The organism is Enterobacter cloacae complex sp. IR5422 (assembly GCF_049238165.1).
Taxonomy (GTDB): domain Bacteria; phylum Pseudomonadota; class Gammaproteobacteria; order Enterobacterales; family Enterobacteriaceae; genus Enterobacter; species Enterobacter roggenkampii.
On sequence record NZ_JBMKHT010000020.1, the window covers coordinates 16998 to 39851 of the forward strand.

19 protein-coding genes and 4 tRNA genes are annotated in these 22854 nt (G+C 55.3%); 17 read left to right on the forward strand and 6 right to left on the reverse strand.

Annotated features, from left to right (window positions below; genetic code table 11):
* Nucleotides 1-6 precede the first annotated feature (6 nt).
* On the reverse strand, nucleotides 7-1275 hold the full coding sequence (gene rhlB / locus ACOTXT_RS11790; RefSeq protein ID WP_021242834.1) for an ATP-dependent RNA helicase RhlB: 1269 nt from the start codon (nucleotides 1273-1275) through the stop codon (nucleotides 7-9).
* A 144-nt stretch (nucleotides 1276-1419) separates the two neighbouring features.
* On the opposite strand from rhlB, the gene trxA reads away from it, so the two are divergent.
* From trxA to ACOTXT_RS11875, 17 genes are all read left to right on the forward strand, one after another.
* Nucleotides 1420-1749 (forward strand): thioredoxin TrxA, encoded by a 330-nt coding sequence (trxA, locus tag ACOTXT_RS11795; protein ID WP_006179218.1) that lies wholly within the window; start codon nucleotides 1420-1422, stop codon nucleotides 1747-1749.
* A gap of 344 nt (nucleotides 1750-2093) precedes the next feature.
* The gene (gene rho / locus ACOTXT_RS11800) at nucleotides 2094-3353 is read left to right on the forward strand and encodes a transcription termination factor Rho (RefSeq protein WP_008501566.1); all 1260 of its coding nucleotides are present in this window, start codon (nucleotides 2094-2096) and stop codon (nucleotides 3351-3353) included.
* Between the two features lie 238 nt (nucleotides 3354-3591).
* Nucleotides 3592-4695, forward strand: coding sequence for a UDP-N-acetylglucosamine--undecaprenyl-phosphate N-acetylglucosaminephosphotransferase (gene wecA / locus ACOTXT_RS11805; protein ID WP_008501564.1), 1104 nt, complete (start codon nucleotides 3592-3594; stop codon nucleotides 4693-4695).
* A gap of 13 nt (nucleotides 4696-4708) precedes the next feature.
* Complete coding sequence (gene wzzE, locus ACOTXT_RS11810; RefSeq protein ID WP_008501563.1) at nucleotides 4709-5755, forward strand: ECA polysaccharide chain length modulation protein; 1047 nt, start codon at nucleotides 4709-4711, stop codon at nucleotides 5753-5755.
* 56 nt (nucleotides 5756-5811) lie between these two features.
* Nucleotides 5812-6942 (forward strand): non-hydrolyzing UDP-N-acetylglucosamine 2-epimerase, encoded by a 1131-nt coding sequence (wecB, locus tag ACOTXT_RS11815; protein WP_063418315.1) that lies wholly within the window; start codon nucleotides 5812-5814, stop codon nucleotides 6940-6942.
* On the forward strand, nucleotides 6939-8201 hold the full coding sequence (gene wecC, locus ACOTXT_RS11820; protein WP_333165333.1) for a UDP-N-acetyl-D-mannosamine dehydrogenase: 1263 nt from the start codon (nucleotides 6939-6941) through the stop codon (nucleotides 8199-8201). Before wecB ends, wecC begins: the two co-directional genes overlap by 4 nt.
* Nucleotides 8198-8875: a dTDP-4-amino-4,6-dideoxy-D-galactose acyltransferase gene (gene rffC / locus ACOTXT_RS11825; protein WP_023345094.1), complete on the forward strand. Its 678-nt coding sequence runs from the start codon at nucleotides 8198-8200 to the stop codon at nucleotides 8873-8875. Before wecC ends, rffC begins: the two co-directional genes overlap by 4 nt.
* A 4-nt stretch (nucleotides 8876-8879) precedes the next feature.
* Nucleotides 8880-10010 carry a dTDP-4-amino-4,6-dideoxygalactose transaminase gene (gene rffA, locus ACOTXT_RS11830; protein WP_039025160.1) on the forward strand — a complete coding sequence of 377 codons (1131 nt, stop codon included), beginning with the start codon at nucleotides 8880-8882 and terminating at the stop codon, nucleotides 10008-10010.
* 1 nt (nucleotide 10011) lies between these two features.
* On the forward strand, nucleotides 10012-11262 hold the full coding sequence (gene wzxE / locus ACOTXT_RS11835; RefSeq protein WP_008501558.1) for a lipid III flippase WzxE: 1251 nt from the start codon (nucleotides 10012-10014) through the stop codon (nucleotides 11260-11262).
* Nucleotides 11259-12338, forward strand: a complete 1080-nt coding sequence (locus tag ACOTXT_RS11840; protein ID WP_045336956.1) for a TDP-N-acetylfucosamine:lipid II N-acetylfucosaminyltransferase — start codon at nucleotides 11259-11261, stop codon at nucleotides 12336-12338. The genes wzxE and ACOTXT_RS11840 overlap by 4 nt, the downstream gene beginning before the upstream one ends.
* Nucleotides 12335-13687, forward strand: coding sequence for an ECA oligosaccharide polymerase (gene wzyE / locus ACOTXT_RS11845; RefSeq protein WP_021242840.1), 1353 nt, complete (start codon nucleotides 12335-12337; stop codon nucleotides 13685-13687). The genes ACOTXT_RS11840 and wzyE overlap by 4 nt, the downstream gene beginning before the upstream one ends.
* A gap of 12 nt (nucleotides 13688-13699) precedes the next feature.
* Nucleotides 13700-14440, forward strand: coding sequence for a lipopolysaccharide N-acetylmannosaminouronosyltransferase (gene wecG / locus ACOTXT_RS11850; RefSeq protein WP_008501554.1), 741 nt, complete (start codon nucleotides 13700-13702; stop codon nucleotides 14438-14440).
* 197 nt (nucleotides 14441-14637) lie between these two features.
* Nucleotides 14638-16023 (forward strand): bifunctional threonine/serine APC transporter ThrP, encoded by a 1386-nt coding sequence (gene thrP, locus ACOTXT_RS11855; RefSeq protein WP_021242842.1) that lies wholly within the window; start codon nucleotides 14638-14640, stop codon nucleotides 16021-16023.
* A 102-nt stretch (nucleotides 16024-16125) separates the two neighbouring features.
* Nucleotides 16126-16202: transfer RNA gene (locus tag ACOTXT_RS11860), tRNA-Arg, on the forward strand.
* Between the two features lie 67 nt (nucleotides 16203-16269).
* Nucleotides 16270-16345, forward strand: a tRNA-His gene (locus tag ACOTXT_RS11865).
* Nucleotides 16346-16366: 21 nt separating this feature from the next.
* Nucleotides 16367-16452, forward strand: a tRNA-Leu gene (locus tag ACOTXT_RS11870).
* A gap of 45 nt (nucleotides 16453-16497) precedes the next feature.
* Nucleotides 16498-16574 (forward strand) — tRNA-Pro (locus ACOTXT_RS11875).
* A gap of 506 nt (nucleotides 16575-17080) precedes the next feature.
* Here the strand turns inward: ACOTXT_RS11875 and ACOTXT_RS11880 are convergent.
* The 5 genes from ACOTXT_RS11880 to hemC all read right to left on the reverse strand — a co-directional run bounded on the left by ACOTXT_RS11880 (nucleotide 17081) and on the right by hemC (nucleotide 22562).
* Nucleotides 17081-18292, reverse strand: a complete 1212-nt coding sequence (locus ACOTXT_RS11880; protein ID WP_023293569.1) for a hypothetical protein — start codon at nucleotides 18290-18292, stop codon at nucleotides 17081-17083.
* A gap of 172 nt (nucleotides 18293-18464) precedes the next feature.
* Nucleotides 18465-19664 (reverse strand): protoheme IX biogenesis protein HemY, encoded by a 1200-nt coding sequence (gene hemY / locus ACOTXT_RS11885; protein WP_023293568.1) that lies wholly within the window; start codon nucleotides 19662-19664, stop codon nucleotides 18465-18467.
* 2 nt (nucleotides 19665-19666) lie between these two features.
* A complete protein-coding gene (hemX, locus tag ACOTXT_RS11890; RefSeq protein ID WP_023293567.1) occupies nucleotides 19667-20863 on the reverse strand; it encodes a uroporphyrinogen-III C-methyltransferase in 1197 nt (398 codons plus the stop codon).
* A 20-nt stretch (nucleotides 20864-20883) separates the two neighbouring features.
* The gene (hemD, locus tag ACOTXT_RS11895) at nucleotides 20884-21624 is read right to left on the reverse strand and encodes a uroporphyrinogen-III synthase (protein WP_021242845.1); all 741 of its coding nucleotides are present in this window, start codon (nucleotides 21622-21624) and stop codon (nucleotides 20884-20886) included.
* On the reverse strand, nucleotides 21621-22562 hold the full coding sequence (gene hemC, locus ACOTXT_RS11900; protein ID WP_032622927.1) for a hydroxymethylbilane synthase: 942 nt from the start codon (nucleotides 22560-22562) through the stop codon (nucleotides 21621-21623). The genes hemD and hemC overlap by 4 nt, the downstream gene beginning before the upstream one ends.
* Nucleotides 22563-22854: the final 292 nt, after the last annotated feature.

The window sequence follows — 22854 nt, forward strand, 5'->3', positions numbered from 1 at the left end:
ATTTTCTTAACCTGAACGACGACGATTACGCGGTGCGCCGCCTGAACGACGCGGACCATTGCCGGAGCGTGGGCGGGTAAGACGCTTAGGCGGCGGCAGTTCGCTTAACAGCGCTTCCGGATTGTATTTGCTCTGCGGAATAGAGTGACCGATGTAGGTCTCAATGGCCGGAAGGTTCAGCGCATACTCTTCACACGCAAGGCTAATAGAGTGACCGCTTGCGCCCGCGCGACCGGTACGACCGATACGGTGTACGTAGTCTTCACAGTCGTCTGGCAGATCGTAGTTAAAGACGTGCGTTACGGCTGGAATGTGTAAACCACGTGCAGCCACGTCGGTGGCGACCAGAATATCGAGATCGCCACGGGTAAACTCTTCAAGAATACGCAGGCGTTTTTTCTGCGCCACGTCGCCGGTCAACAGGCCAACACGGTGACCATCGGCAGCCAGGTGGCCCCAGATGTCTTCACAACGGTGTTTGGTGTTGGCAAAGATAATGGCGCGATCTGGCCACTCTTCTTCAATCAGCGTTTGCAGCAGGCGCATTTTCTCTTCATTAGAAGGATAGAAGAGCTCTTCTTTAATGCGGTGACCCGTTTTCTGCTCCGGTTCCACTTCTACGTATTCAGCGTTGTTCATCTGTTCGAACGCCAGCTCGCGAACGCGGTAGGAGAGGGTTGCAGAGAACAGCATATTCAGGCGCTGATTAGCCGGAGGCATACGGCGGAACAGCCAGCGGATGTCTTTAATGAAGCCCAGATCGTACATGCGGTCAGCTTCATCGAGCACCACAACCTGGATGGCACCGAGGTTAATGTGGTTCTGTTTGGCGTAATCGATAAGACGGCCAGTGGTACCGATCAGGATATCCACACCGCTTTCCAGCACTTTCAGCTGCTTATCGTAGCCGTCGCCGCCATAGGCCAGGCCCAGCTTCAGGCCGGTAGCCTGCGCCAGGGGTTCAGCGTCTGCGTGGATCTGTACCGCCAGTTCTCGCGTCGGGGCCATAATTAGCGCGCGCGGCTGGTTAACTTTGCGGTCTGCAATCGCTGGGTGAGAAAGTAAATAATGAAACGTTGACGTTAAAAACGCCATCGTTTTGCCGGTACCGGTTTGCGCCTGCCCGGCAACATCGCGACCGGCCAGCGTCAGCGGCAGCGCGAGGGCCTGAATGGGCGTGCAGTTATGAAACCCTTTATTTTCAAGGGCTTCAATCACCTTCGGGTGCAGCGCGAAGTCGGAAAACTTCTGTTCTGTTAAATGTGTTTTGCTCATAGTGTGGTAGAATATCAGCTTACTATTGCTTTACGAAAGCGTATCCGGTGAAATAAAGTCAACCTTTAGTTGGTTAATGCGACATCAACGCGTCGTTGGTGGAGACAAAACCAACGTACCAGGCTTATTCCTGTGGAGTTATATATGAGCGATAAAATTATTCACCTGACTGACGACAGTTTTGACACGGACGTACTTAAGGCTGACGGGCTGATCCTCGTCGATTTCTGGGCTGAATGGTGTGGTCCTTGCAAAATGATCGCCCCGATTCTGGATGAGATCGCCGACGAATATCAGGGCAAACTGACCGTTGCCAAGCTGAACATCGACCAGAACCCGGGCACCGCACCAAAATACGGTATCCGTGGTATTCCGACCCTGCTGCTGTTCAAAAACGGCGAAGTGGCGGCGACCAAAGTGGGCGCGCTGTCCAAAGGTCAACTGAAAGAGTTCCTCGACGCTAACCTGGCGTAAGGTTTCTCCGCTGTGCGTTCAGAGCCCCGGCTAAATGATTCGGAACTCTGGACGCCCGGCTGAAGTCGTGCTAAGTTAGCTATGACTTCGTTTTAAACATATCTTGTTGTTTGAATCTTGTTTTACCCGATACTTCCCGTTGTTAACATGAACAGTGCGTGAAGTGGCTAAATTCCGGGCTTGTCACTCAATCCGTCTTGTCGTTTCAGTTCTGCGTTCTTTCCCTGTGACCAGACAGCGAACAGACATGAGTTGATGGCCGCTAAACAGGCATGGATGACCCTGCCATACCATTCACAACATTAAGTTCGAGAATCACCCCGAGTTTAAGAACCCACACCATTATGAATCTTACCGAATTAAAGAATACGCCGGTTTCTGAGCTGATCACTCTCGGCGAAAATATGGGGCTGGAAAACCAGGCTCGTATGCGCAAGCAGGACATCATTTTCGCCATCCTGAAGCAGCACGCTAAGAGTGGCGAAGATATCTTTGGCGACGGTGTGCTGGAGATATTGCAAGACGGATTTGGTTTCCTCCGCTCTGCAGACAGCTCCTACCTCGCCGGCCCTGACGACATCTACGTATCCCCCAGCCAAATCCGCCGTTTCAACCTCCGCACTGGTGACACCATTTCAGGTAAGATTCGTCCTCCTAAAGAGGGTGAACGCTACTTTGCGCTGTTGAAAGTCAATGAAGTTAACTTCGATAAGCCAGAAAACTCGCGCAATAAGATCCTCTTTGAGAACTTAACGCCGCTGCACGCGAACTCTCGCCTGCGTATGGAGCGTGGTAACGGTTCTACCGAAGACTTAACCGCGCGCGTTCTGGATCTGGCCTCACCAATCGGTCGTGGTCAGCGTGGTCTGATTGTGGCGCCGCCAAAAGCGGGTAAAACCATGCTGCTGCAGAACATCGCGCAGAGCATTGCTTACAACCACCCTGACTGTGTGCTGATGGTGCTGCTGATTGACGAACGTCCGGAAGAAGTGACCGAGATGCAGCGTCTGGTTAAAGGTGAAGTGGTTGCTTCTACCTTCGACGAACCAGCATCTCGCCACGTTCAGGTTGCGGAAATGGTTATCGAGAAGGCAAAACGCCTGGTTGAGCACAAGAAAGACGTGATCATTCTGCTCGATTCCATCACCCGTCTGGCGCGTGCCTACAACACCGTGGTCCCGGCGTCTGGTAAAGTCCTGACCGGTGGTGTGGATGCTAACGCCCTGCATCGTCCAAAACGTTTCTTCGGTGCTGCACGTAACGTCGAAGAGGGCGGCAGCCTGACCATCATCGCGACCGCGCTGATCGATACCGGCTCCAAGATGGACGAAGTTATCTACGAAGAGTTTAAAGGGACAGGCAACATGGAACTGCACCTCTCTCGTAAGATCGCTGAAAAACGCGTCTTCCCGGCTATCGACTACAACCGTTCCGGTACCCGTAAAGAAGAGCTGCTCACCACCCAGGAAGAGCTGCAGAAAATGTGGATCCTGCGCAAAATCATCCATCCAATGGGTGAAATCGACGCGATGGAGTTCCTCATTAACAAACTGGCGATGACCAAAACCAACGATGATTTCTTCGACATGATGAAACGCTCGTAACGCAAATAAAGCCAGCGAACGCCACGTTTTTACGTGGCGTTTTTCTTTTATGGACTATACGCTAGTACCACCTACTCCCAATTTTGACGTGTAGGTGCGACAATAAGACGATTCGTAGAGTAAAAACATTAATAGCTTGAATAATATACAAATGAGGTCACAAGAGGTTTACTTTTACCTTCGGGCTATGAGCCTTCGTGGTTATACTTCCGAGACTAACATTTGTTGAGAATCCATTGTGAACCTATTCGATACGTTTACTGATCTAACCAGTATTTTTTTATTCACCACCTGTTTTTTGTTTATTGCGCGTAAGGTGGCGAAATACGTGGGGTTAGTGGATAAACCCAACTTCCGGAAGCGTCATCAGGGCATGATCCCCCTGGTGGGTGGTATTTCCGTTTTTGCCGGCATTTGCTATGCCTTCGCAATTGCTAACTACTATGTCCCACATGTCAAATTATATCTGATGTGTTCAACGGTACTGGTTATCGTCGGCGCGCTTGACGATCGTTATGACATCAGCGTTAAAATCCGCGCCTTTGTGCAGGCGGCAGTTGGCATTGCCATGATGGTCTCAGCAAAACTCTACTTGAGTAGCCTGGGCTATATTTTTGGTTCGTGGGAGATGGTGCTCGGCCCGTTCGGCTATTTTCTGACGCTTTTCGCCGTATGGGTTGCTATAAATGCCTTCAACATGGTCGATGGTATTGATGGCTTGCTGGGGGGACTCTCCTGCGTCTCGTTTGCCGCGATCGGTTTTATTTTGTGGTTTGACGGTCAATATAGTCTTGCTATGTGGTGCTTCGCCATGATTGCCGCCATCCTGCCTTATATCCTGTTAAACCTCGGTGCGCTGGGGCGTCGCTATAAAGTCTTTATGGGTGATGCGGGCAGCACACTCATTGGGTTTACCGTCATCTGGATTTTGCTGGAAACGACTCAGGGGCAAGTCCATCCTATCAGCCCTGTCACCGCGTTGTGGATTATCGCAATCCCGTTAATGGATATGGTTGCGATTATGTATCGCCGCTTGCGCAAAGGAATGAGTCCCTTCTCAGCCGACCGACAGCATATTCATCATTTGATCATGCGCGCTGGATTCACCTCCCGGCAGGCATTTGTTTTGATAACCGTGGCGGCCGCCATCCTTGCGGGAGTGGGTGTTGCCGCGGAGTATGCTCATTTTGTGCCAGAATGGGTTATGTTGGCATTATTTTTGCTAGCGTTTTTTCTTTACGGCTACTGCATTAAGCGCGCATGGAAAGTAGCGCGGTTCATTAAACGTATTAAACGCAGGATGCGTCGTAACAGTGGCAAAAACACAACATTAACTAAGTAAAACCGGGACTATGATGACTCAACCGTTGGCGGGAGCGAAATCAGTGGTAACTGAGAATGAACTGGATATTCGGGGTTTGTTTCGCGTGTTATGGGCAGGCAAACTTTGGATTGCGGGGATCGCGCTGGGGTTTGCACTGTTAGCGCTGGCCTATACGTTCTTTGCAAAACAAGAGTGGAGCGCCACGGCAATCACTGACAAACCAACGGTTAACATGCTTGGGGGGTTCTATTCCCAACAGCAATTCCTGCGAAACCTGGATATCAAAGCTAACCTCGCCACGCCAGATCAGGTCTCCGTTATGGATGAGGCCTATAAAGAGTTTGTGATGCAACTGGCTTCGTGGGATACGCGCCGCGACTTCTGGTCCCAGACGGATTACTACAAGCAGCGTCGGGTTGATAACACCAAAGCCGATGCCGCTCTGCTGGACGATCTGATTAACAATATACAATTTATGCCGGGCGACGCGCTGCGTAACGTGAATGACAGCGTCAAGCTGATTGCAGAAACCGCGCCGGACGCCAACAACCTGCTGCGTCAGTATGTCGCGTTTGCCAGCCAGCGTGCCGCAAGCCATCTTAACGAAGAGCTTAAAGGCGCCTGGTCGGCTCGCACCATCCAGATGAAAGCGCAGGTGAAACGTCAGGAAGAGGTGGCTAAAGCGATTTTCGCTCGCCGTGTACACAATATTGAGCAGGCGCTGAAAATTGCGGAACAGCACAATATTTCCCGTACTGAGACGGACGTGCCGGCTGATGAACTGCCTGATTCAGAGATGTTCCTCCTTGGCCGCCCCATGTTGCAGGCACGTCTGGAAAACCTTCAGGCCGTCGGTCCTGATTTTGACCTCGATTACGATCAAAATCGCGCGATGCTCAATACGCTTAATGTCGGTCCATCTCTGGACCCGCGTTTTCAGACCTATCGTTATTTGCGAACGCCTGAAGAACCTGTAAAACGCGATAGTCCGCGTCGTGCATTCCTGATGATCATGTGGGGGATTGTAGGCGCACTGACGGGCGCTGGCGTGGCGTTAACGCGTCGTCGCACAAACTAAGAATGCCGTCTACGATGAAGGCTGCGGCCTTCATCGCCTAATCGAAGAGAATCGATGTGAAAGTACTAACCGTATTTGGCACCAGGCCGGAGGCCATTAAGATGGCACCTCTGGTTCATGCGCTGGCCAGCGATCCTGATATTGAAGCGAAAGTGTGCGTCACGGCCCAGCACCGTGAGATGCTCGATCAGGTGTTAACGCTCTTTTCCATCGTCCCGGATTACGACCTCAATATTATGAAACCGGGGCAAGGATTGACGGAGATAACCTGTCGCATTCTGCAAGAGCTGAAGCCTATCCTGGAGTCATTCAAGCCTGACGTGGTGCTGGTACACGGCGACACCACCACGACCGTGGCGACTAGCCTGGCCGCGTTTTACCAGCGAATTCCCGTGGGGCATGTTGAGGCGGGTCTGCGTACCGGCAATCTTTATTCGCCGTGGCCGGAGGAGGCCAACCGCACGCTAACGGGCCACCTGGCGATGTATCACTTTGCGCCTACGGAAAACTCGCGTCAGAACCTGCTGCGTGAAAATATCGCCGATAACAAAATCTTTGTGACCGGCAATACGGTCATCGATGCGTTAATTTGGGTACGTGACCGGGTCCTGGCAAACCACGAGCTTAAGAACGAACTCGCTGCCCGCTATCCATTCCTGCACAACGGCAAAAAAACCATTCTGGTCACCGGCCATCGTCGCGAAAGCTTTGGCCGGGGTTTTGAGCAAATCTGTCACGCGCTGGCTGAAATCGCTGCGCAGAACGACGACGTGCAGATCGTCTATCCGGTCCATCTCAATCCTAACGTCAGCGAGCCGGTTAACCGCATCCTGGGCCATATCGAAAATGTCCTTCTGATTGAACCTCAGGACTATCTGCCGTTTGTCTGGCTGATGAACCATGCCTGGCTGATCCTTACCGATTCCGGCGGCATTCAGGAAGAAGCGCCTTCTCTTGGCAAACCGGTGCTGGTGATGCGTGAAACCACCGAACGTCCGGAAGCGGTCAAAGCCGGTACGGTGCGTCTGGTCGGCACCAACGCGGAACTCATCGTCGAAGAGGTCACGCGCCTTCTGCATGACGACGAAACGTATCAGGCGATGAGCCGGGCCCATAATCCGTATGGAGACGGGCAGGCTTGTGGCCGTATTTTGCATGCACTTAAAAACAATCGGGTATCGCTATGAGTTTTACTATCCTCTCTGTCATTGGTCTTGGCTACATTGGCTTGCCCACCGCGGCGGCGTTTGCCTCTCGTCAGAAACAGGTTGTCGGTGTGGATATCAACGCCCGTGCGGTGGAAACCATTAACCGTGGCGAGATTCATATTGTCGAGCCCGATCTTGACCGCGTGGTGAAAGAGGCGGTGGAGGGCGGCTTCCTGCGCGCCAGTACCACGCCCGTTGAAGCGGATGCTTACCTGATTGCCGTTCCAACGCCCTTTAAAGGTGACCACGAGCCCGACATGGTCTACGTCGAGGCGGCGGCAAAGTCCATTGCCCCTGTGCTGAAGAAAGGGGCGCTGGTGATTCTGGAATCAACCTCTCCGGTCGGTGCTACCGAGCAGATGGCGCAGTGGCTGGCCGACGCGCGCCCTGATTTAAGCTTCCCGCAACAGGCGGGGGAGCAGGCGGATATCAACATCGCCTACTGTCCGGAGCGCGTCCTCCCGGGCCAGGTCATGGTCGAACTGATTAAAAACGACCGCGTCATTGGCGGTATGACGCCCGTCTGTTCCGAGCGCGCCAGCGCGCTGTACAAGATTTTCCTGGAAGGGGAGTGTGTGGTGACAAACTCCCGCACCGCCGAGATGTGCAAGCTGACGGAAAACAGCTTCCGTGACGTTAATATCGCCTTTGCGAACGAACTGTCGCTGATTTGCGCCGATCAGGGGATTAACGTCTGGGAGTTGATTAGCCTGGCGAATCGCCATCCGCGTGTAAACATTCTCCAGCCAGGCCCGGGCGTGGGTGGACACTGCATCGCCGTCGATCCGTGGTTTATTGTGGCTCAGAATCCGGCGCAGGCGCGCCTGATTCGCACCGCGCGTGAAGTGAACGACAGCAAACCTCACTGGGTGCTCAATCAGGTCAAAACCACGGTAGCGGATTGTCTGGCAGAGAGCGGAAAGCGCGCCAGCGAGCTGAAAATTGCCTGCTTTGGTCTGGCATTCAAACCCAACATTGACGACCTGCGCGAAAGCCCGGCAATGGAAATTGCTCAGATGATTGCCGAATGGCACAAGGGTGAAACGCTGGTGGTTGAGCCGAATATCGATGAGTTGCCGGCAAAACTGGCGGAGCACTGCACGCTGGCTGCGCTGGATGAGGCGCTGGCGACGGCGGACGTGCTGGTGCTGCTGGTGGATCATAAAGCGTTTAAAGCGACGTCCGGTGATGCGGTGCGTCAGAAGTATGTGGTTGATACCAAAGGTGTCTGGCGTTGAACAGCCTGAACGGGGTACTTGAGCCCCTGCAGTGGGAGAGTGCCTTTTTCGGCCTGCCGTCGGCCATTGTGCGTCTGCGCGATGATGCGCCGGTACTGGCTGAATCGGATTTCATCGCCTGGCAACGGATTCAGGCGAAGATCCCGGCGGACCGTACCGACCTGCTTGATGCGCTCCAGCAACGCGGCTTTCAGCTGGTGGAAGGTGAGGCAGACCTTTCCATAACCCTCACCCGGCATGATGCGCCCGGTGCGGAAATGGCAACCGAACAGGATATTCCCGTGCTGCGTCAGATGGCGGCCCGGGCGTTTGCGCAGAGCCGCTTTCGTGCGCCCTGGTACGCACCTGACGATAGTGGACGTTTCTATGCCCAGTGGATAGAGAATGCGGTTAAAGGCACCTTTGACCACGTCTGCCTGGTTTTCCGCGCAGGGGACGGTCAACTCCAGGGGTTCGTCTCGCTTCGCAAGCTCAACGTGCGCGAGGCGCGTATTGGCTTATTAGCCGGGCGCGGCATGGGTGAGAAACTTATGCAGGCGGCGCTGCACTGGGCGCAGCAGCAGCAGGTTGAGACGCTGCGGGTGGCGACCCAGGTGGGCAACACCGCCGCGCTTAAACGTTATATTGCGAGTGGTGCCAACATCGACGCCACCGCCTACTGGTTATACAGGTGACAAGATGATTCCATTTAACGCACCACCCGTCGTCGGAACGGAACTCGACTATATGCAGTCTGCCATGGGCAGCGGCAAACTCTGCGGTGACGGCGGTTTCACCCGTCGCTGTCAGCAGTGGATGGAACAGCGTTTTCGCAGCGCCAAAGTACTGCTGACCCCGTCCTGTACGGCATCGCTGGAAATGGCCGCACTGCTGCTGGATATCCAGCCCGGCGATGAAGTGATCATGCCGAGCTACACCTTCGTTTCCACGGCGAATGCGTTTGTCCTGCGCGGGGCGAAAATCATCTTTGTGGATATCCGCCCGGATACCATGAACATTGATGAGACGCTGATTGAAGCGGCGATCACCGACAAAACGCGCGCGATCGTGCCGGTTCACTACGCAGGTGTGGCCTGTGAAATGGACACCATCATGGCCATCGCCAAAAAACATAACCTGTTTGTGGTGGAAGATGCCGCGCAGGGCGTGATGTCGACCTACAAGGGACGCGCGCTGGGCACCATCGGCCACATCGGCTGCTTTAGCTTCCACGAAACCAAAAACTACACGGCAGGCGGAGAGGGTGGCGCGACGCTGATTAACGACCGGGCACTCGTGGAGCGTGCGGAAGTGATCCGCGAAAAAGGCACCAACCGCAGCCAGTTCTTCCGCGGCCAGGTAGACAAATACACCTGGCGCGATATTGGCTCCAGCTATCTGATGGCGGATCTGCAGGCCGCGTACCTCTGGGCGCAGCTGGAAGCCGCGGATCGCATCAACCTGCAGCGTCTCTCCCTGTGGCAAACCTATTACGATGCGCTGGAACCTCTGGCAAAAGCCGGGCGTATTGCGCTGCCAACGATTCCGGCGGATTGCGTCCACAACGCGCACATGTTCTACATCAAGCTGCGCGATAACGACGACCGCAGCGAGCTCATCGCCTGGCTGAAAGAAGCCGAAATTATGGCGGTGTTCCACTATATCCCGCTGCACTCCAGCCCGGCGGGCGAAGCGTTTGGAACGTTCGCGGGTGAAGACCGTTACACCACCAAAGAAAGTGAGCGGTTGCTTCGTCTGCCACTGTTCTACAACCTCGCGCCAGTTAACCAGCGTACGGTGATTAATACCCTCCTGAGTTATTTCGGCTGATATGTCTCTGGCAAAAGCATCGGTGTGGACCGCCGCGTCCACGCTTGTAAAAATTGGGGCCGGGCTGTTGGTCGTCAAGCTCCTGGCCGTCTCATTTGGCCCGTCAGGAGTGGGGCTGGCGGGTAATTTCCGTCAGCTTGTCACCGTCCTTGGCGTGCTGGCCGGTGCCGGTATCTTCAACGGCGTCACCAAATACGTTGCGCAGTATCATGATGATGCGGCCCAGCTCCGCAGGGTGGTGGGCACCTCCTCGGCGATGGTCACGGGTTTTTCGACCCTGATGGCGATCATCTTTCTGCTGGCGGCGGCGCCCATCAGCCAGGGATTATTCGGCCACACCCACTATCAGGGGCTGGTGCGTCTGGTCGCATTGGTTCAGATGGGGATTGCCTGGGCTAACCTGCTGCTGGCGCTGATGAAAGGGTTTCGTGATGCTGCCGGGAACGCGCTTGCGTTGATCCTGGGCAGCGTCATCGGCGTGATTGCCTATTATTTCTGCTATCGCCTGGGTGGCTATGAAGGCGCACTGCTGGGGCTGGCGCTGGTTCCGGCGCTGGTGGTTGTGCCTGCGGCATTTATGCTGATGCGTCGGGGCGTCATTCCGCTGAGCTACCTGAAACCGCAATGGGACTCGATGCTTGCCAGCCAACTGGGTAAATTTACCCTGATGGCGCTCATCACCTCCGTCACGCTGCCGGTGGCCTACGTGATGATGCGAAACCTGCTGGCGGCGCACTATAGCTGGGATGAGGTCGGGATCTGGCAGGGCGTAAGCAGTATTTCCGATGCCTATCTTCAGTTTATTACGGCTTCCTTTAGCGTTTACCTGCTGCCAACCCTGTCGCGTCTGACGTCCAGACAGGACATAACGCGCGAGATTTTCCGATCGCTGCGCTTTGTATTGCCGGCCGTCGCGGCTGCCAGCTTTACCGTCTGGTTATTGCGCGATGTCGCCATCTGGCTGCTGTTCTCGGCGAAGTTCACCGCCATGCGCGATCTCTTTGCCTGGCAGCTGGTGGGTGATGTACTGAAAGTGGGGGCTTACGTTTTCGGCTATCTGGTGATCGCGAAAGCGTCCCTTCGGCTCTATATCCTGGCGGAAATTAGCCAGTTTGTTTTACTGACGGCATTTTCACACTGGCTGATACCCACGCACGGTGCGCTGGGGGCGGCTCAGGCCTACATGGCAACCTATATCGTTTATTTCGCCGCCTGTTGCGGTGTATTTTTATTGTGGCGTAAACGCGCATGACTGCACTGATTCACATCCTGGGATCGGATATCCCACACCATAACCAGACCGTTTTGCGGTTCTTCAACGACGAGCTGGCATCGGGAGATCCTGATGCGCGTGAGTTTATGGTTGCAGGTCAGGATAAGGGCCTGAGCGAGGCGTTTCCGGCACTGACGATTCGCTTCTGGCCGGATAAGGCCTCACTGGCGAAGGCGGTGGTTGCCAAAGCCAAAGCGGATCGTAAGCAACGTTTCTTTTTCCACGGGCAGTTCAATACCGGCCTGTGGCTGGCGCTTCTCAGCGGAGGGATTAAACCCTCCCAGTGCAGCTGGCATATCTGGGGAGCCGATCTTTATGAAGTCTCCCGCGGCTGGAAATTCCGTCTTTTTTATCCCCTGCGCCGCATGGCTCAGGGGCGCGTAGGCTGCGTTTTTGCTACCCGCGGCGATCTCAACTATTTTGCTAAACAGCACCCGAACGTGCTCGGCGAGTTGCTCTATTTCCCCACCCGCATGGATCCGGCGCTGAACGCCATGGCGAATGACGCGGTGCGTGAAGGCAAGCTGACGATTCTGGTGGGGAATTCCGGCGATCGCAGTAACGAACATGTCGCGGCGCTCAGGGCGGTGCATCAGCAGTTTGGCGACACGGTGAACGTGGTGGTGCCGATGGGCTATCCCGCCAACAACAGCGCCTATATCGACGAGGTTCGTCAGCAGGGGCTGGCGCTGTTTAGCGCTGAAAATCTGCACATCCTCAGCGATAAGCTGGAATTTGATGAATATCTTGCGCTGCTGAGAAAATGCGATCTCGGTTATTTCATCTTTGCCCGGCAGCAGGGGATTGGCACGCTGTGCCTGCTGATTCAGGCAGGTGTACCGTGCGTGCTCAACCGCGACAACCCGTTCTGGCAGGACATGGCCGAGCAGCATATTCCGGTGCTGTTTACCTCAGACACGCTGAATGTCGAGGTGGTACGTGAAGCTCAACGTCAGCTCACGCTGGTGGATAAAAACAGCATCGATTTTTTCAGCCCGAATTATCTCACGCCGTGGCACCGCGCGCTGCGTATCGCTGCAGGAGACAAAGCATGAGTCAGTTGCAATTCAGCGGCTTACTGGTTGTCTGGCTTCTGAGCAGCCTGTTTATCGCCACGCTCACCTGGTTTGAATTCCGCCGCGTGCGCTTCAACTTTAACGTCTTCTTCTCGTTACTGTTTCTGCTAACGTTCTTTTTCGGCTTCCCGTTGACCAGCATACTGGTCTTCCGTTTTGACGTGAGCGTCGCGCCGCCGGACATTCTGCTCCAGGCGCTTCTGGCGGCGACCTGCTTCTATGCGGTTTACTACGTCACCTATAAAACGCGTCTGCGTTCAGCGCAGACAGCTGCCCCACGACGGGCGCTCTTTACCATGAATCGGGTGGAAACCCACCTGACATGGGTGATGCTGATGACTATCGCCCTGGTCAGCGTTGGCATCTTCTTCATGCATAACGGCTTCCTGCTTTTTAAACTCCACTCCTACAGCCAGATTTTTTCGGCAGAAGTCTCGGGCGTGGCGCTTAAGCGTTTCTTCTACTTCTTCATCCCGGCGATGCTGGTGATCTTCTTCCTGCGCCAGGACAGCAAAGCGTGGCTGTTCTTCCTGGTCAGTACCGTCGCATTTGGCATCCTGACCTACATGATTGTGGGCGGTACGCGCGCGAACATCATCATCGCCTTCGCGATCTTCCTGTTTATCGGCATTATCCGCGGCTGGATTTCGCTCTGGATGCTGGTTGCAGCAGGCGTGTTTGGCATTGTGGGGATGTTCTGGCTGGCGCTGAAGCGCTACGGGATGAACGTGGCGGGTGATGAGGCGTTTTATACGTTCCTTTACCTCACGCGCGATACCTTCTCGCCATGGGAAAACCTGGCACTGCTGCTGCAAAATTACGACAAGATTGATTTCCAGGGGCTGGCGCCGATTGTTCGCGACTTCTACGTCTTTATCCCTTCCTGGCTATGGCCGGACCGTCCTGGCGTGGTGCTGAATACGGCGAATTACTTCACCTGGGAAGTGCTGAACAACCATTCCGGTCTGGCAATTTCTCCTACGCTGCTCGGTTCCCTGGTGGTGATGGGCGGGGCATGGTTCATTCTGCCCGGTGCGGTTGCCGTGGGGCTGATTATTAAGTGGTTCGACTGGCTTTACCTGCGTGGCAATGAAGAGACCAACCGCTATAAAGCGGCCATTTTGCACAGTTTCTGCTTTGGTGCCATTTTCAATATGATCGTTCTGGCGCGCGAAGGTCTGGACTCGTTCGTTTCGCGCGTGGTGTTCTTCATGGTTGTTTTCGGCATCTGCCTGTTACTGGCCAAACTGTTGTACTGGCTGTTTGACAGCGCCGGGCTTGTGCACAGGCGCGAGCGGCAGGGCAGCACAACGCTGTCGCAAGTCTGAGTAAGGATAGTAATGACTGATAGAATTTCTGCACCGCGCTATGCGCTACGTGGTCTGCAGCTGATTGGCTGGCGCGACATGCAGCACGCGCTGGATTTTCTGTTCGCCGACGGCCAGATGAAATCCGGTACGCTGGTGGCCATCAACGCGGAAAAGATGCTGGCGGTTGAGGATAACGCGGAAGTCAAAAGCCTGATAGACGCGGCCGAATTTAAATACGCGGACGGGATTAGTGTGGTTCGCTCTATCCGTAAAAAGTATCCTGACGCTAATGTTTCCCGCGTGGCGGGTGCCGATCTCTGGGAGCAGCTTATGGCCCGCGCAGGCGCGCAGGGAACGCCCGTGTTCCTGATTGGCGGGAAGCCGGAGATACTGGCCCAGACGGAAGAGAAACTGCGTCGTCAATGGAATGTTAATATTGTCGGCAGCCAGGATGGTTACTTCAAACCGGAAGATCGGCAGGCGCTGTTTGAGCGCGTTCGTGACAGCGGGGCGAAGATTGTCACCGTGGCGATGGGGTCCCCGCGCCAGGAGATCCTGATGCGTGACTGTCGTCTGGTCTGCCCGGATGCCCTCTACATGGGCGTTGGCGGCACATATGACGTCTTTACCGGCCACGTCAAGCGTGCGCCAGCGGTCTGGCAACATCTGGGGCTGGAGTGGTTGTATCGCCTGCTATCGCAGCCGACACGCATTAAACGACAGATCCGTCTGCTTCGCTACCTCGCCTGGCATTACACCGGGAAAATGTAATCAAAATGTAGCGCGATATGCTATTCGCGCTGCAACTCGCCTGCAAAACTGCTGATAATCTGTGCAATGCATTCATTTTTTTTATGCATCGTTTGCCATTTGGCACATTTTAAGAAACCATTCGCTCCGTATTTTAGTCCCCCTAAAAAACAATACCCGGTCTTAAGTCGGGAAACAGCAAACACAATCGAGGATCTATAGCAGAGAAAAAACAGGAGCTACAGCGTGGGCTGGAAGCTCGTCATATTGAACTGATAGCGCTGGGCGGCACTATCGGCGTGGGCCTGTTTATGGGCTCCGCAAGCACGCTCAAGTGGGCAGGCCCTTCCGTATTACTGGCGTACATTATTGCCGGGCTGTTTGTTTTCTTCATCATGCGTTCCATGGGCGAAATGCTCTTCCTGGAGCCGGTAACCGGCTCCTTCGCCGTTTACGCGCACCGGTATATGAGCCCCTTTTTCGGCTACCTGACAGCCTGGTCATACTGGTTCATGTGGATGGCGGTGGGCATCTCCGAGATCACCGCGATAGGGGTCTATGTCCAGTTCTGGTTCCCGGACATGGCCCAGTGGATACCCGCGCTTATTGCCGTGGGGCTGGTGGCGCTGGCAAACCTGGCCGCCGTGCGTCTTTATGGTGAGATCGAGTTCTGGTTCGCGATGATTAAAGTCACCACCATCATCGTGATGATTGTTGTTGGCCTGGGCGTGATTTTCTTCGGCTTTGGCAACGGTGGACACGCTATCGGTTTCGGTAACCTGACCGAAAACGGCGGCTTCTTCGCCGGCGGCTGGAAGGGTTTCCTGACGGCGCTGTGTATCGTTGTGGCTTCGTATCAGGGCGTGGAGCTGATCGGTATTACTGCCGGTGAAGCGAAAAATCCGCAGGTCACGCTGCGTAGCGCGGTGGGCAAAGTGCTGTGGCGCATCCTGATTTTCTATGTGGGCGCGATCTTCGTTATCGTAACCATCTTCCCGTGGAACGAAATTGGCACGACGGGTAGCCCGTTTGTTTTAACCTTTGCCAAAATTGGTATCACGGCGGCGGCGGGCATCATTAACTTTGTGGTCCTGACGGCAGCGCTGTCAGGGTGTAACAGCGGGATGTACAGCTGTGGGCGTATGCTCTATGCGCTCTCGAAGAATAACCAGCTGCCTGCGGCGATGAGCAAAGTGTCACGTGCTGGCGTGCCGGTGGCGGGCGTGGCGGTTTCGATTGCGATCCTGCTGATTGGCTCTTGCCTGAATTACATCATTCCCAATCCGCAGCGGGTGTTCGTTTACGTCTACAGCGCCAGCGTCCTGCCGGGCATGGTGCCGTGGTTTGTTATCCTCATCAGCCAGCTGCGTTTCCGTCATGCGCATAAAAAGGCGATTGAAAGCCATCCGTTCCGTTCAATTCTGTTCCCGTATGCGAACTATTTAACGATGGCGTTCCTGATTTGCGTATTAATCGGAATGTACTTTAATGAAGATACCCGCATGTCGCTGTTTGTCGGGATGATCTTCCTGGCCGCTGTAACGGCTGCCTATAAGCTTTTTGGTCTCGGTCGCCGTGCCACCACGCAGAAAGTGGAGGAATAAGCGGCAAAATGTGCAAACGATAACCAAACGCGCATTTTTTTCAAAAAAGCACTAGACAGCGGGGACGGAGGTACGTAATATCCAGCCCCGCAACGGCGCTAAGCGCCCGTAGCTCAGCTGGATAGAGCGCTGCCCTCCGGAGGCAGAGGTCTCAGGTTCGAATCCTGTCGGGCGCGCCATTTTAGTCCCGGCGCTAGAGCTGCGGTGGTCTGAGAAGTAGTCAGTACCGCGTGAAAGAATACAGTGGTGGCTATAGCTCAGTTGGTAGAGCCCTGGATTGTGATTCCAGTTGTCGTGGGTTCGAATCCCATTAGCCACCCCATTATTGAAAGAGTTGTGAATTGCGAAGGTGGCGGAATTGGTAGACGCGCTAGCTTCAGGTGTTAGTGTCCTTAGGATGTGGGGGTTCGAGTCCCCCCCCTCGCACCACGACTTTTTAAATGAATTGAACTAAAAATTCAAAAAGCAGTACATCGGCGAGTAGCGCAGCTTGGTAGCGCAACTGGTTTGGGACCAGTGGGTCGGAGGTTCGAATCCTCTCTCGCCGACCAATTTTGAACCCCGCTTAGGCGGGGTTTTTTGTTTTGTGCCACTTTTCACCCCTGTAGTGATTCCCCGACAGCGCCCTGTTTCATTGTCGCGATTCAGCGACATATAATGCATTGAAAATAAACATATTTACTATCCATAGGTTTTGCTGTCTCCTCCTGGCGACATATTTCTGCGTTGACCGATATGTTGTAGCGATTAAGACGACGCTTAACAGCATAATTTCCTTTTATCTTAAAATGTTGCGTCATGTAAAAGTTCTGCGTGTCATGTTGGCACGTTACGTGCAATAATATGCGTGTAGATGCTCATTCCATCTCTTATGTTCGCCTTCGTGCCTCATAAACTCCGGAATGACGCAGAGCCATTTACGGTGCTTATCGTCCACTGACAGATGTCGCTTCGGCCTCATCAGACACCATGGACATAACGTTGAGTGAAGCACCAAATATGTTGTCTTACAGACCTGTTTTAACGCCTGCTTTTATAGCAGGCGTTTTTTTATGCCTTATTCCCGATACCGGCGCACGATCAGGGCAACCATCACCAGGGCCGCTGACGAGACAGCATAGAGTGCGGCTACTGAGCCAAACCCGGCAGCCACTGCCGCTGCGATGCCGGTGAAGAGAGAGGCGCTGAGCGTTTGCCAGCGCCAGGCTTTACCACTGGCCGAAGCGGTTTGCGTAATATGAAAACTACTGAGAACGCCAAACGTCCCGGCCGCGAACAGAACATTCGAAGCCAGATGCGCGATAAAGATCATCCCCAGCGCACATGCCATCCACCCGGACAACAACGGCAGCATTCCATAAGCGGCCAGAAAGATGCCGAGACAAACGATGATGCGTGGCGTGCGAGCGGCAAAGCGCGTCAGGCTCTCTTTTTTTAGCAACATGGGGCCGCAAAGCTGTCCCAGGCTCCTTGCGAAAAGCAGCGGCAAAGCAAGGCCCGCCGCATCCTGAGGATGGAGTTGCTGTGCCAGTGCCGGAAGCAGTGCCATGGCCGGCGAGCCGGCGGCCGCCAGCGCTGGCAGGATGAGCAGACTGCGTTTCTGCCGAACGGTCAACGTCCGCCAGCGTAATGCCGCAGGGGCTTCCTCTTCCTCGAGGGACGGGAGTGATGGCGCTGAAAACCGGCGTCCAGCCAGCCATAGCATGAGCAGTGACCCGAGAAAGCTGGCGGCATCAATGGCCAGCAGGGTAAATACGGATATCTTCTGAAACAGCATCACGCCCAGGCCGGTCCCCAGCAAAACCTGAGAAGCAAAAATCACATTTTCCAGACAGGTCGCAGCAGGCAGCTCCGCTTCGCTGAGACCGCGCTTGAAGAGCAACGTCAGCGCGGGCCAGCTCATCCCGCTGAGCAGCGCTTCGGTGGATTGCACGGCGAGTAACGCGGTAACGCTGTGATAACCCACACCAACCAGGGGAAAGAGCAGGGCGAGCAATCCCAGCGCCTCGGTCAGTATCAGCAGGGCGATCGGAGAACATCGGGAGCACAGCTTTTCGCCGATCGTACTCCCGATAAACCCCGGTACCGTAGCGAAAAGAAAAGCGAGGGTGAGCAGTGCGGGCGGGGCTGACCATGCTAACAGCAAGCCGAAGACCACGACCTGGGTTAAGCCATTCCCCAGCGAAGAAAAGATAAAAGCACAAGCAAGGAGGCGCAGCCATCGGTGGCAGCGCAGCGCTTCAATCAGCGCATACAGAAGCGAATTCATGACGATTTCCTTTCAAAAACGATTTAATCCACGCTGCAGAATGTGCGCGTGTGTGAGAAAAAGTTAATGAAAAGAGATCGTTACATTGGCGGGCTCGTTTGCGGATGCAGGTGTAAAGAATGTAGCAGCAGAAAGGCGATAAAAAAAGGAGGCCGTTTGGCCTCCTTTTTGTTTATTGTTGGGTACCGTTGTTTTGCAGGGTCAGCAACAGCCCGTCACGGCGCATGGCGGCGGCCTCTTCCGGCTTATGCTGCTTGTCCAGCGTATCGGCAAGCCAGGCGTAGTCGAAGGCGTCCGGACGCTGCTTCAGCGCTGCACGGAAGGCGAGGCTCGCCTCCTGCCATTCGCCGTGCTTCATCAACGACTGGCCGAGCGTGCTCCACAGCAGCGGTCGATCGCCGACGGTTTTAATCTGCTGACGCAGCACTTTTTCGATTTGCTCAGGATTGTTGGTTTTCAGGCGCGGGATCACCATCACCAGACGATCGTCGTACTGACGCTTCAGACCGTCGAGGAGGATCGCCTGAGCCGTGTCGTGATCGTCACACTCAATGAGATGTTCCGCCATCGCCACCTGCAGAGGAACCTGCTGACGCGTTTTACGGCTCTGATTCTTCCACCACGTTTTCAGACCGTCGCTGCCCAGGTCTGCGCGCGCCTGATCCATCAGGCCAATCCACGCCAGACGCTGAAGCTCATCACGATGTTCATCGTCGCCCACCTCGGCCTTCGCCATCGACGGAATGATGTCCAGCAGTGAGCCCCAGGCGCCGGTACGAATATAGGCCTGCTCGGCAAGGCGCAGCACTTCCGGATGACGCGGCGCGACTTCCAGCAGACGGTCGATGCCGTGGCGAGCCGCGTGATTCTCATTGCGTGCCAGCTGCAGACGAACGCGCGTGATTTCCACCGGAATCGGGTCGCCGTGAGCCAGCTCAGCCGCTCGCTCCAGATGCTGATTAGCGCGGGCTTCATCACCGCGCTGCTGCGCCGCTTCGGCCGCCAGCAGATAGTTCACCACCGGCTGTTCGGCATGGTCGGCGTTTTTCGACATCAGCTTTTCAACCTGCTGATAGTCACCCTCTGCGAGCTTAAGCAGCGCCTGCTCGGTCTGTTTACGGGCGCGACGGCGCTTACGGCCAACGAACCAGCCGCGGGTATGGGCACCGGTACGGAAAATACGGCGCAGGATCCACTCGATCGCAAACAGCACCACCACGCCAAGGATCAGAATGATCGTCAGACCCGTTACGCTGGTTTCAATGTTGTAGTTATCGGTCTGGATCAGGACATAACCCTGATGACCCGCAAGCATAGGCCCCAGGACGATCCCGGCGATCAGCAGGATAAAGAGTAAGAGGACTTTTAGCATCGTTACTCTCCCTGCGGTGCGCTTTCAGGCGCAGGAGTCGGAGCAGGTGCCGCTCCGCTCGCCTGCTCAGCCGGAACGCCCGGCTGCGCCAGCAGGTTACGCACGCGCGTCTGCATCAGTTTCTCCAGAATCGGCTGGCTGGTCAGCTTGTCCGGCACGTTCATGGTGATGTTCTGCTGGCTCAGCTTATCAATGTCTTCGAGGAAGGCGGTGGTCGTCGCATCATCGGTGTTGTAGTAAGCGCGTACCCACGTTGAGACGTTATCCAGCGCCTGTTTATAGGTCTCTTCCTGATGACGCGGCACGGCCTGGGCCGCCACCAGCAGGCGGGAACGAATGTTCTCGCGCAGATAGATGTCCTGGTTCGGCGCGAGCAGCGGTACGGCCGTTTCGTCGCGACGGCGGATAGTGATAAAGCTGTCCATAAAGTTCTGCCAGCTTTTCTGCAGGTTTATGCGCCATTCGCTCAGGGAGCTGGAAAGCTCGGTACCGTCGGAATCCATCGGGGAGTCGTCGTCGTTGTTATCCGCCAGCTGCAGGTTATCAATCTGATTCGACAGCTGATTCACTTTAAGGATAATGCCGTCGTAATCCACCTGCGAAACGGCGGAGAGGCTGGCGATGTCTTCGGTAATCGCGCGACGGGCGGTAATGAGGCTTGGGTCGTTCATGTCCGCCAGGCTTGCATCGGCGCTTTTCAGCAGCGCGGCGGCAGTGGTGACGTCCTGATCGCTCCAGAGCTTACGTCCGGCGAGCTTCACCAGGAAGTCAGCCTGCGAGAGCAGCCAGGTTTTGGCATCGGTGCCGGAAATCGTGGCGACTTTCTGCTGTACTTCACCCAGCTGTTTGGTCAGCTCTTCCTGTTTGCTGTTCGCTTCGGCAAGCGCGGCGGCCTGCTGCTTAATCACGGCTTCCAGCTCGGTTTTCTGCGTCTCCTGCTCTTTTTGCAGGGCAGTGAGCTGATTCACCAGCGCATCGCTGGTGGACGTCTGGTTAGCGCTCTGTTGCTTCACCAGCCCGTACAGGCCAACCCCCGCTGCCAGCGCAATGGCGATGGCAATCGCGCTCAGCGTGAGGCTTGTTTTGTTGCTGCCGTTTTTCTTCTCAGCGGTTTTCTCAGTCGTCTCTGGCTGTGGCGTCGTCTCCACAGTCTCCCTGGTCTCTTCAACCACGGCGGAGGATTTGTCGTGTTCCGTCATTATGGCTTCCCATTTGAGAGTTATTGTAATGCGCGCAGCAGCGCATCGTTGTCGGCGTTATCAGCGATCCGAATATCCTGCCAGCCCAGTTCCCGGGCCTGGTTCGCCAGACGCTCACTGACGACCAGAAGCCGACAGCGGAGTAACCAGTTTTCGCGATACCAAAGCGGTATCAGCGTCCAAAGCTGTTGTAACATTTCACCGCTGGTGACCACCAGTGTATTGATGCCTCGCGCGTGCCAGCGCATCGCCTCTTCCGCGCCATCGTAGTGTTTTGCACAGCGCTGATAGCACTCAACGAACGTCACGTTCGCACCACGTTCACGCAGCGTTTCGCCCAGCAGCTCGCGCCCCCCATTGCCGCGCAAAATGAGCGCACGCTTTCCGGCAACAGTTTGTAATTCAGGTAATTGTAGCAAGACTTCAGTGATTTCCCGATCTAACGGGTAACGAACGTCCGCGCCGCTTACGGTATGCAGCGCCAGTGCCGTTGTGCGGCCAATCGCGAAATAGCCGGGGGCGGTTGGCCAGGCCATGTCCTGCTGCTGCAGCTGTGCGTGGGCAAATTCCACGGCATGCTGCGACAGCGCAAACAGCAGGTCACCGTCCTGAAGGGTATTCATCTGGTCGGCGAGCGCAGAGAGCTCGCGACCGGGGGAGAATTCAATGAGCGGAAAACTCCAGGCCACCTGCCCCAGTGCGCGCAGACGGCTCACTAACTGCTCTCCTGCGGGAGAAGGGCGGGTGACGAGAATACTCATGCAGGGGGCTCTCCATTATATACGTCAGCCAGGATCTCGCGGGCGCCGTTATCCAGTAACTCTTCCGCCAGCGACACGCCAAGCTGCTCGGCATCTTGCGCGTTACCGCGACGTTCGCCGCGCACCATCTGCGAACCGTCCGGGGCGCCTACCAGCGCGCGCAGCCACAGTTCGCCATTCGTCAATTCAGCATAGCTGCCAATTGGCACCTGGCACCCGCCTTCGAGGCGGGTATTCATCGCCCGCTCCGCTTTTACGCGCGTAGCGGTTTCTTCATGATTCAGTGGGGCAAGCAGCTCGCGAGTACGCGCATCGTCCAGACGGCACTCGATGCCGACGGCACCCTGGCCAACAGCGGGCAGTGAGAGCTCTGGCGGCAGCGCTACGCGAATACGTTCTTCCAGCCCCAGACGCTTCAGGCCGGCAACGGCGAGAATAATGGCATCGTAATCGCCGTTATCCAGCTTGCCCAGACGCGTGCCGACGTTACCGCGCAGCGAGCGGATGATCAGGTCAGGACGACGCTCTGCCAGCTGACACTGACGGCGTAAACTCGACGTACCAACCACGCTACCCGCTGGCAGCGCGTCGAGCGAGTCATAGCGGTTAGAGACAAACGCATCGCGCGGGTCTTCGCGCTCGCAGATGGTCACTAGCCCCAGCCCTTCCGGGAACTCGACGGGCACATCTTTCATCGAATGTACGGCGATATCGGCGCGGTTCTCAAGCAATGCCAGTTCCAGTTCTTTGACAAACAGGCCCTTGCCGCCCACTTTCGCCAGCGGCGTATCGAGGATCACATCACCGCGCGTGACCATCGGCACCAGCTCGACGCGCAATCCACTGTGGCAGGCTTCCAGGCGCTGCTTCACATAATGTGCCTGCCAGAGCGCGAGAGGGCTTTGGCGTGTGGCAATTCTCAAAACATTGTCTAACATGCTTGTTACCGTCATTATCAATCGCTAACCATCCTAACATTGTTGACTCTGGGATGGCAGTTTTACGGTTGATGAAGAGTGAGAGGGACAAGGCGGCGTATTCGTCAGCCAGAGCCGTATTCAGGAATTTACACGTACAGAACGGTGCTACACTTGTATGTAGCGCATCTTTCTTTACGGTCAATCGGCAAGGTGTTAAATTGATCACGTTTTAGACCATTTTTTCGTCGGTACCACCAAAAATGATAAGGGCGAAAAAGGGTAACGGTTATCTTTTTGAAATACTGCGGGT

Coding starts and splice junctions, on each gene's coding strand:
- rhlB (WP_021242834.1), bottom strand. CDS start 1,275: ATGAGCAAAACACATTTAACAGAACAGAAGTTTTCCGACTTCGCGCTG.
- trxA (WP_006179218.1), top strand. CDS start 1,420: ATGAGCGATAAAATTATTCACCTGACTGACGACAGTTTTGACACGGAC.
- rho (WP_008501566.1), top strand. CDS start 2,094: ATGAATCTTACCGAATTAAAGAATACGCCGGTTTCTGAGCTGATCACT.
- wzzE (WP_008501563.1), top strand. CDS start 4,709: ATGACTCAACCGTTGGCGGGAGCGAAATCAGTGGTAACTGAGAATGAA.
- wecC (WP_333165333.1), top strand. CDS start 6,939: ATGAGTTTTACTATCCTCTCTGTCATTGGTCTTGGCTACATTGGCTTG.
- rffA (WP_039025160.1), top strand. CDS start 8,880: ATGATTCCATTTAACGCACCACCCGTCGTCGGAACGGAACTCGACTAT.
- wzxE (WP_008501558.1), top strand. CDS start 10,012: ATGTCTCTGGCAAAAGCATCGGTGTGGACCGCCGCGTCCACGCTTGTA.
- ACOTXT_RS11840 (WP_045336956.1), top strand. CDS start 11,259: ATGACTGCACTGATTCACATCCTGGGATCGGATATCCCACACCATAAC.
- wzyE (WP_021242840.1), top strand. CDS start 12,335: ATGAGTCAGTTGCAATTCAGCGGCTTACTGGTTGTCTGGCTTCTGAGC.
- wecG (WP_008501554.1), top strand. CDS start 13,700: ATGACTGATAGAATTTCTGCACCGCGCTATGCGCTACGTGGTCTGCAG.
- ACOTXT_RS11880 (WP_023293569.1), bottom strand. CDS start 18,292: ATGAATTCGCTTCTGTATGCGCTGATTGAAGCGCTGCGCTGCCACCGA.
- hemY (WP_023293568.1), bottom strand. CDS start 19,664: ATGCTAAAAGTCCTCTTACTCTTTATCCTGCTGATCGCCGGGATCGTC.
- hemX (WP_023293567.1), bottom strand. CDS start 20,863: ATGACGGAACACGACAAATCCTCCGCCGTGGTTGAAGAGACCAGGGAG.
- hemD (WP_021242845.1), bottom strand. CDS start 21,624: ATGAGTATTCTCGTCACCCGCCCTTCTCCCGCAGGAGAGCAGTTAGTG.
- hemC (WP_032622927.1), bottom strand. CDS start 22,562: ATGTTAGACAATGTTTTGAGAATTGCCACACGCCAAAGCCCTCTCGCG.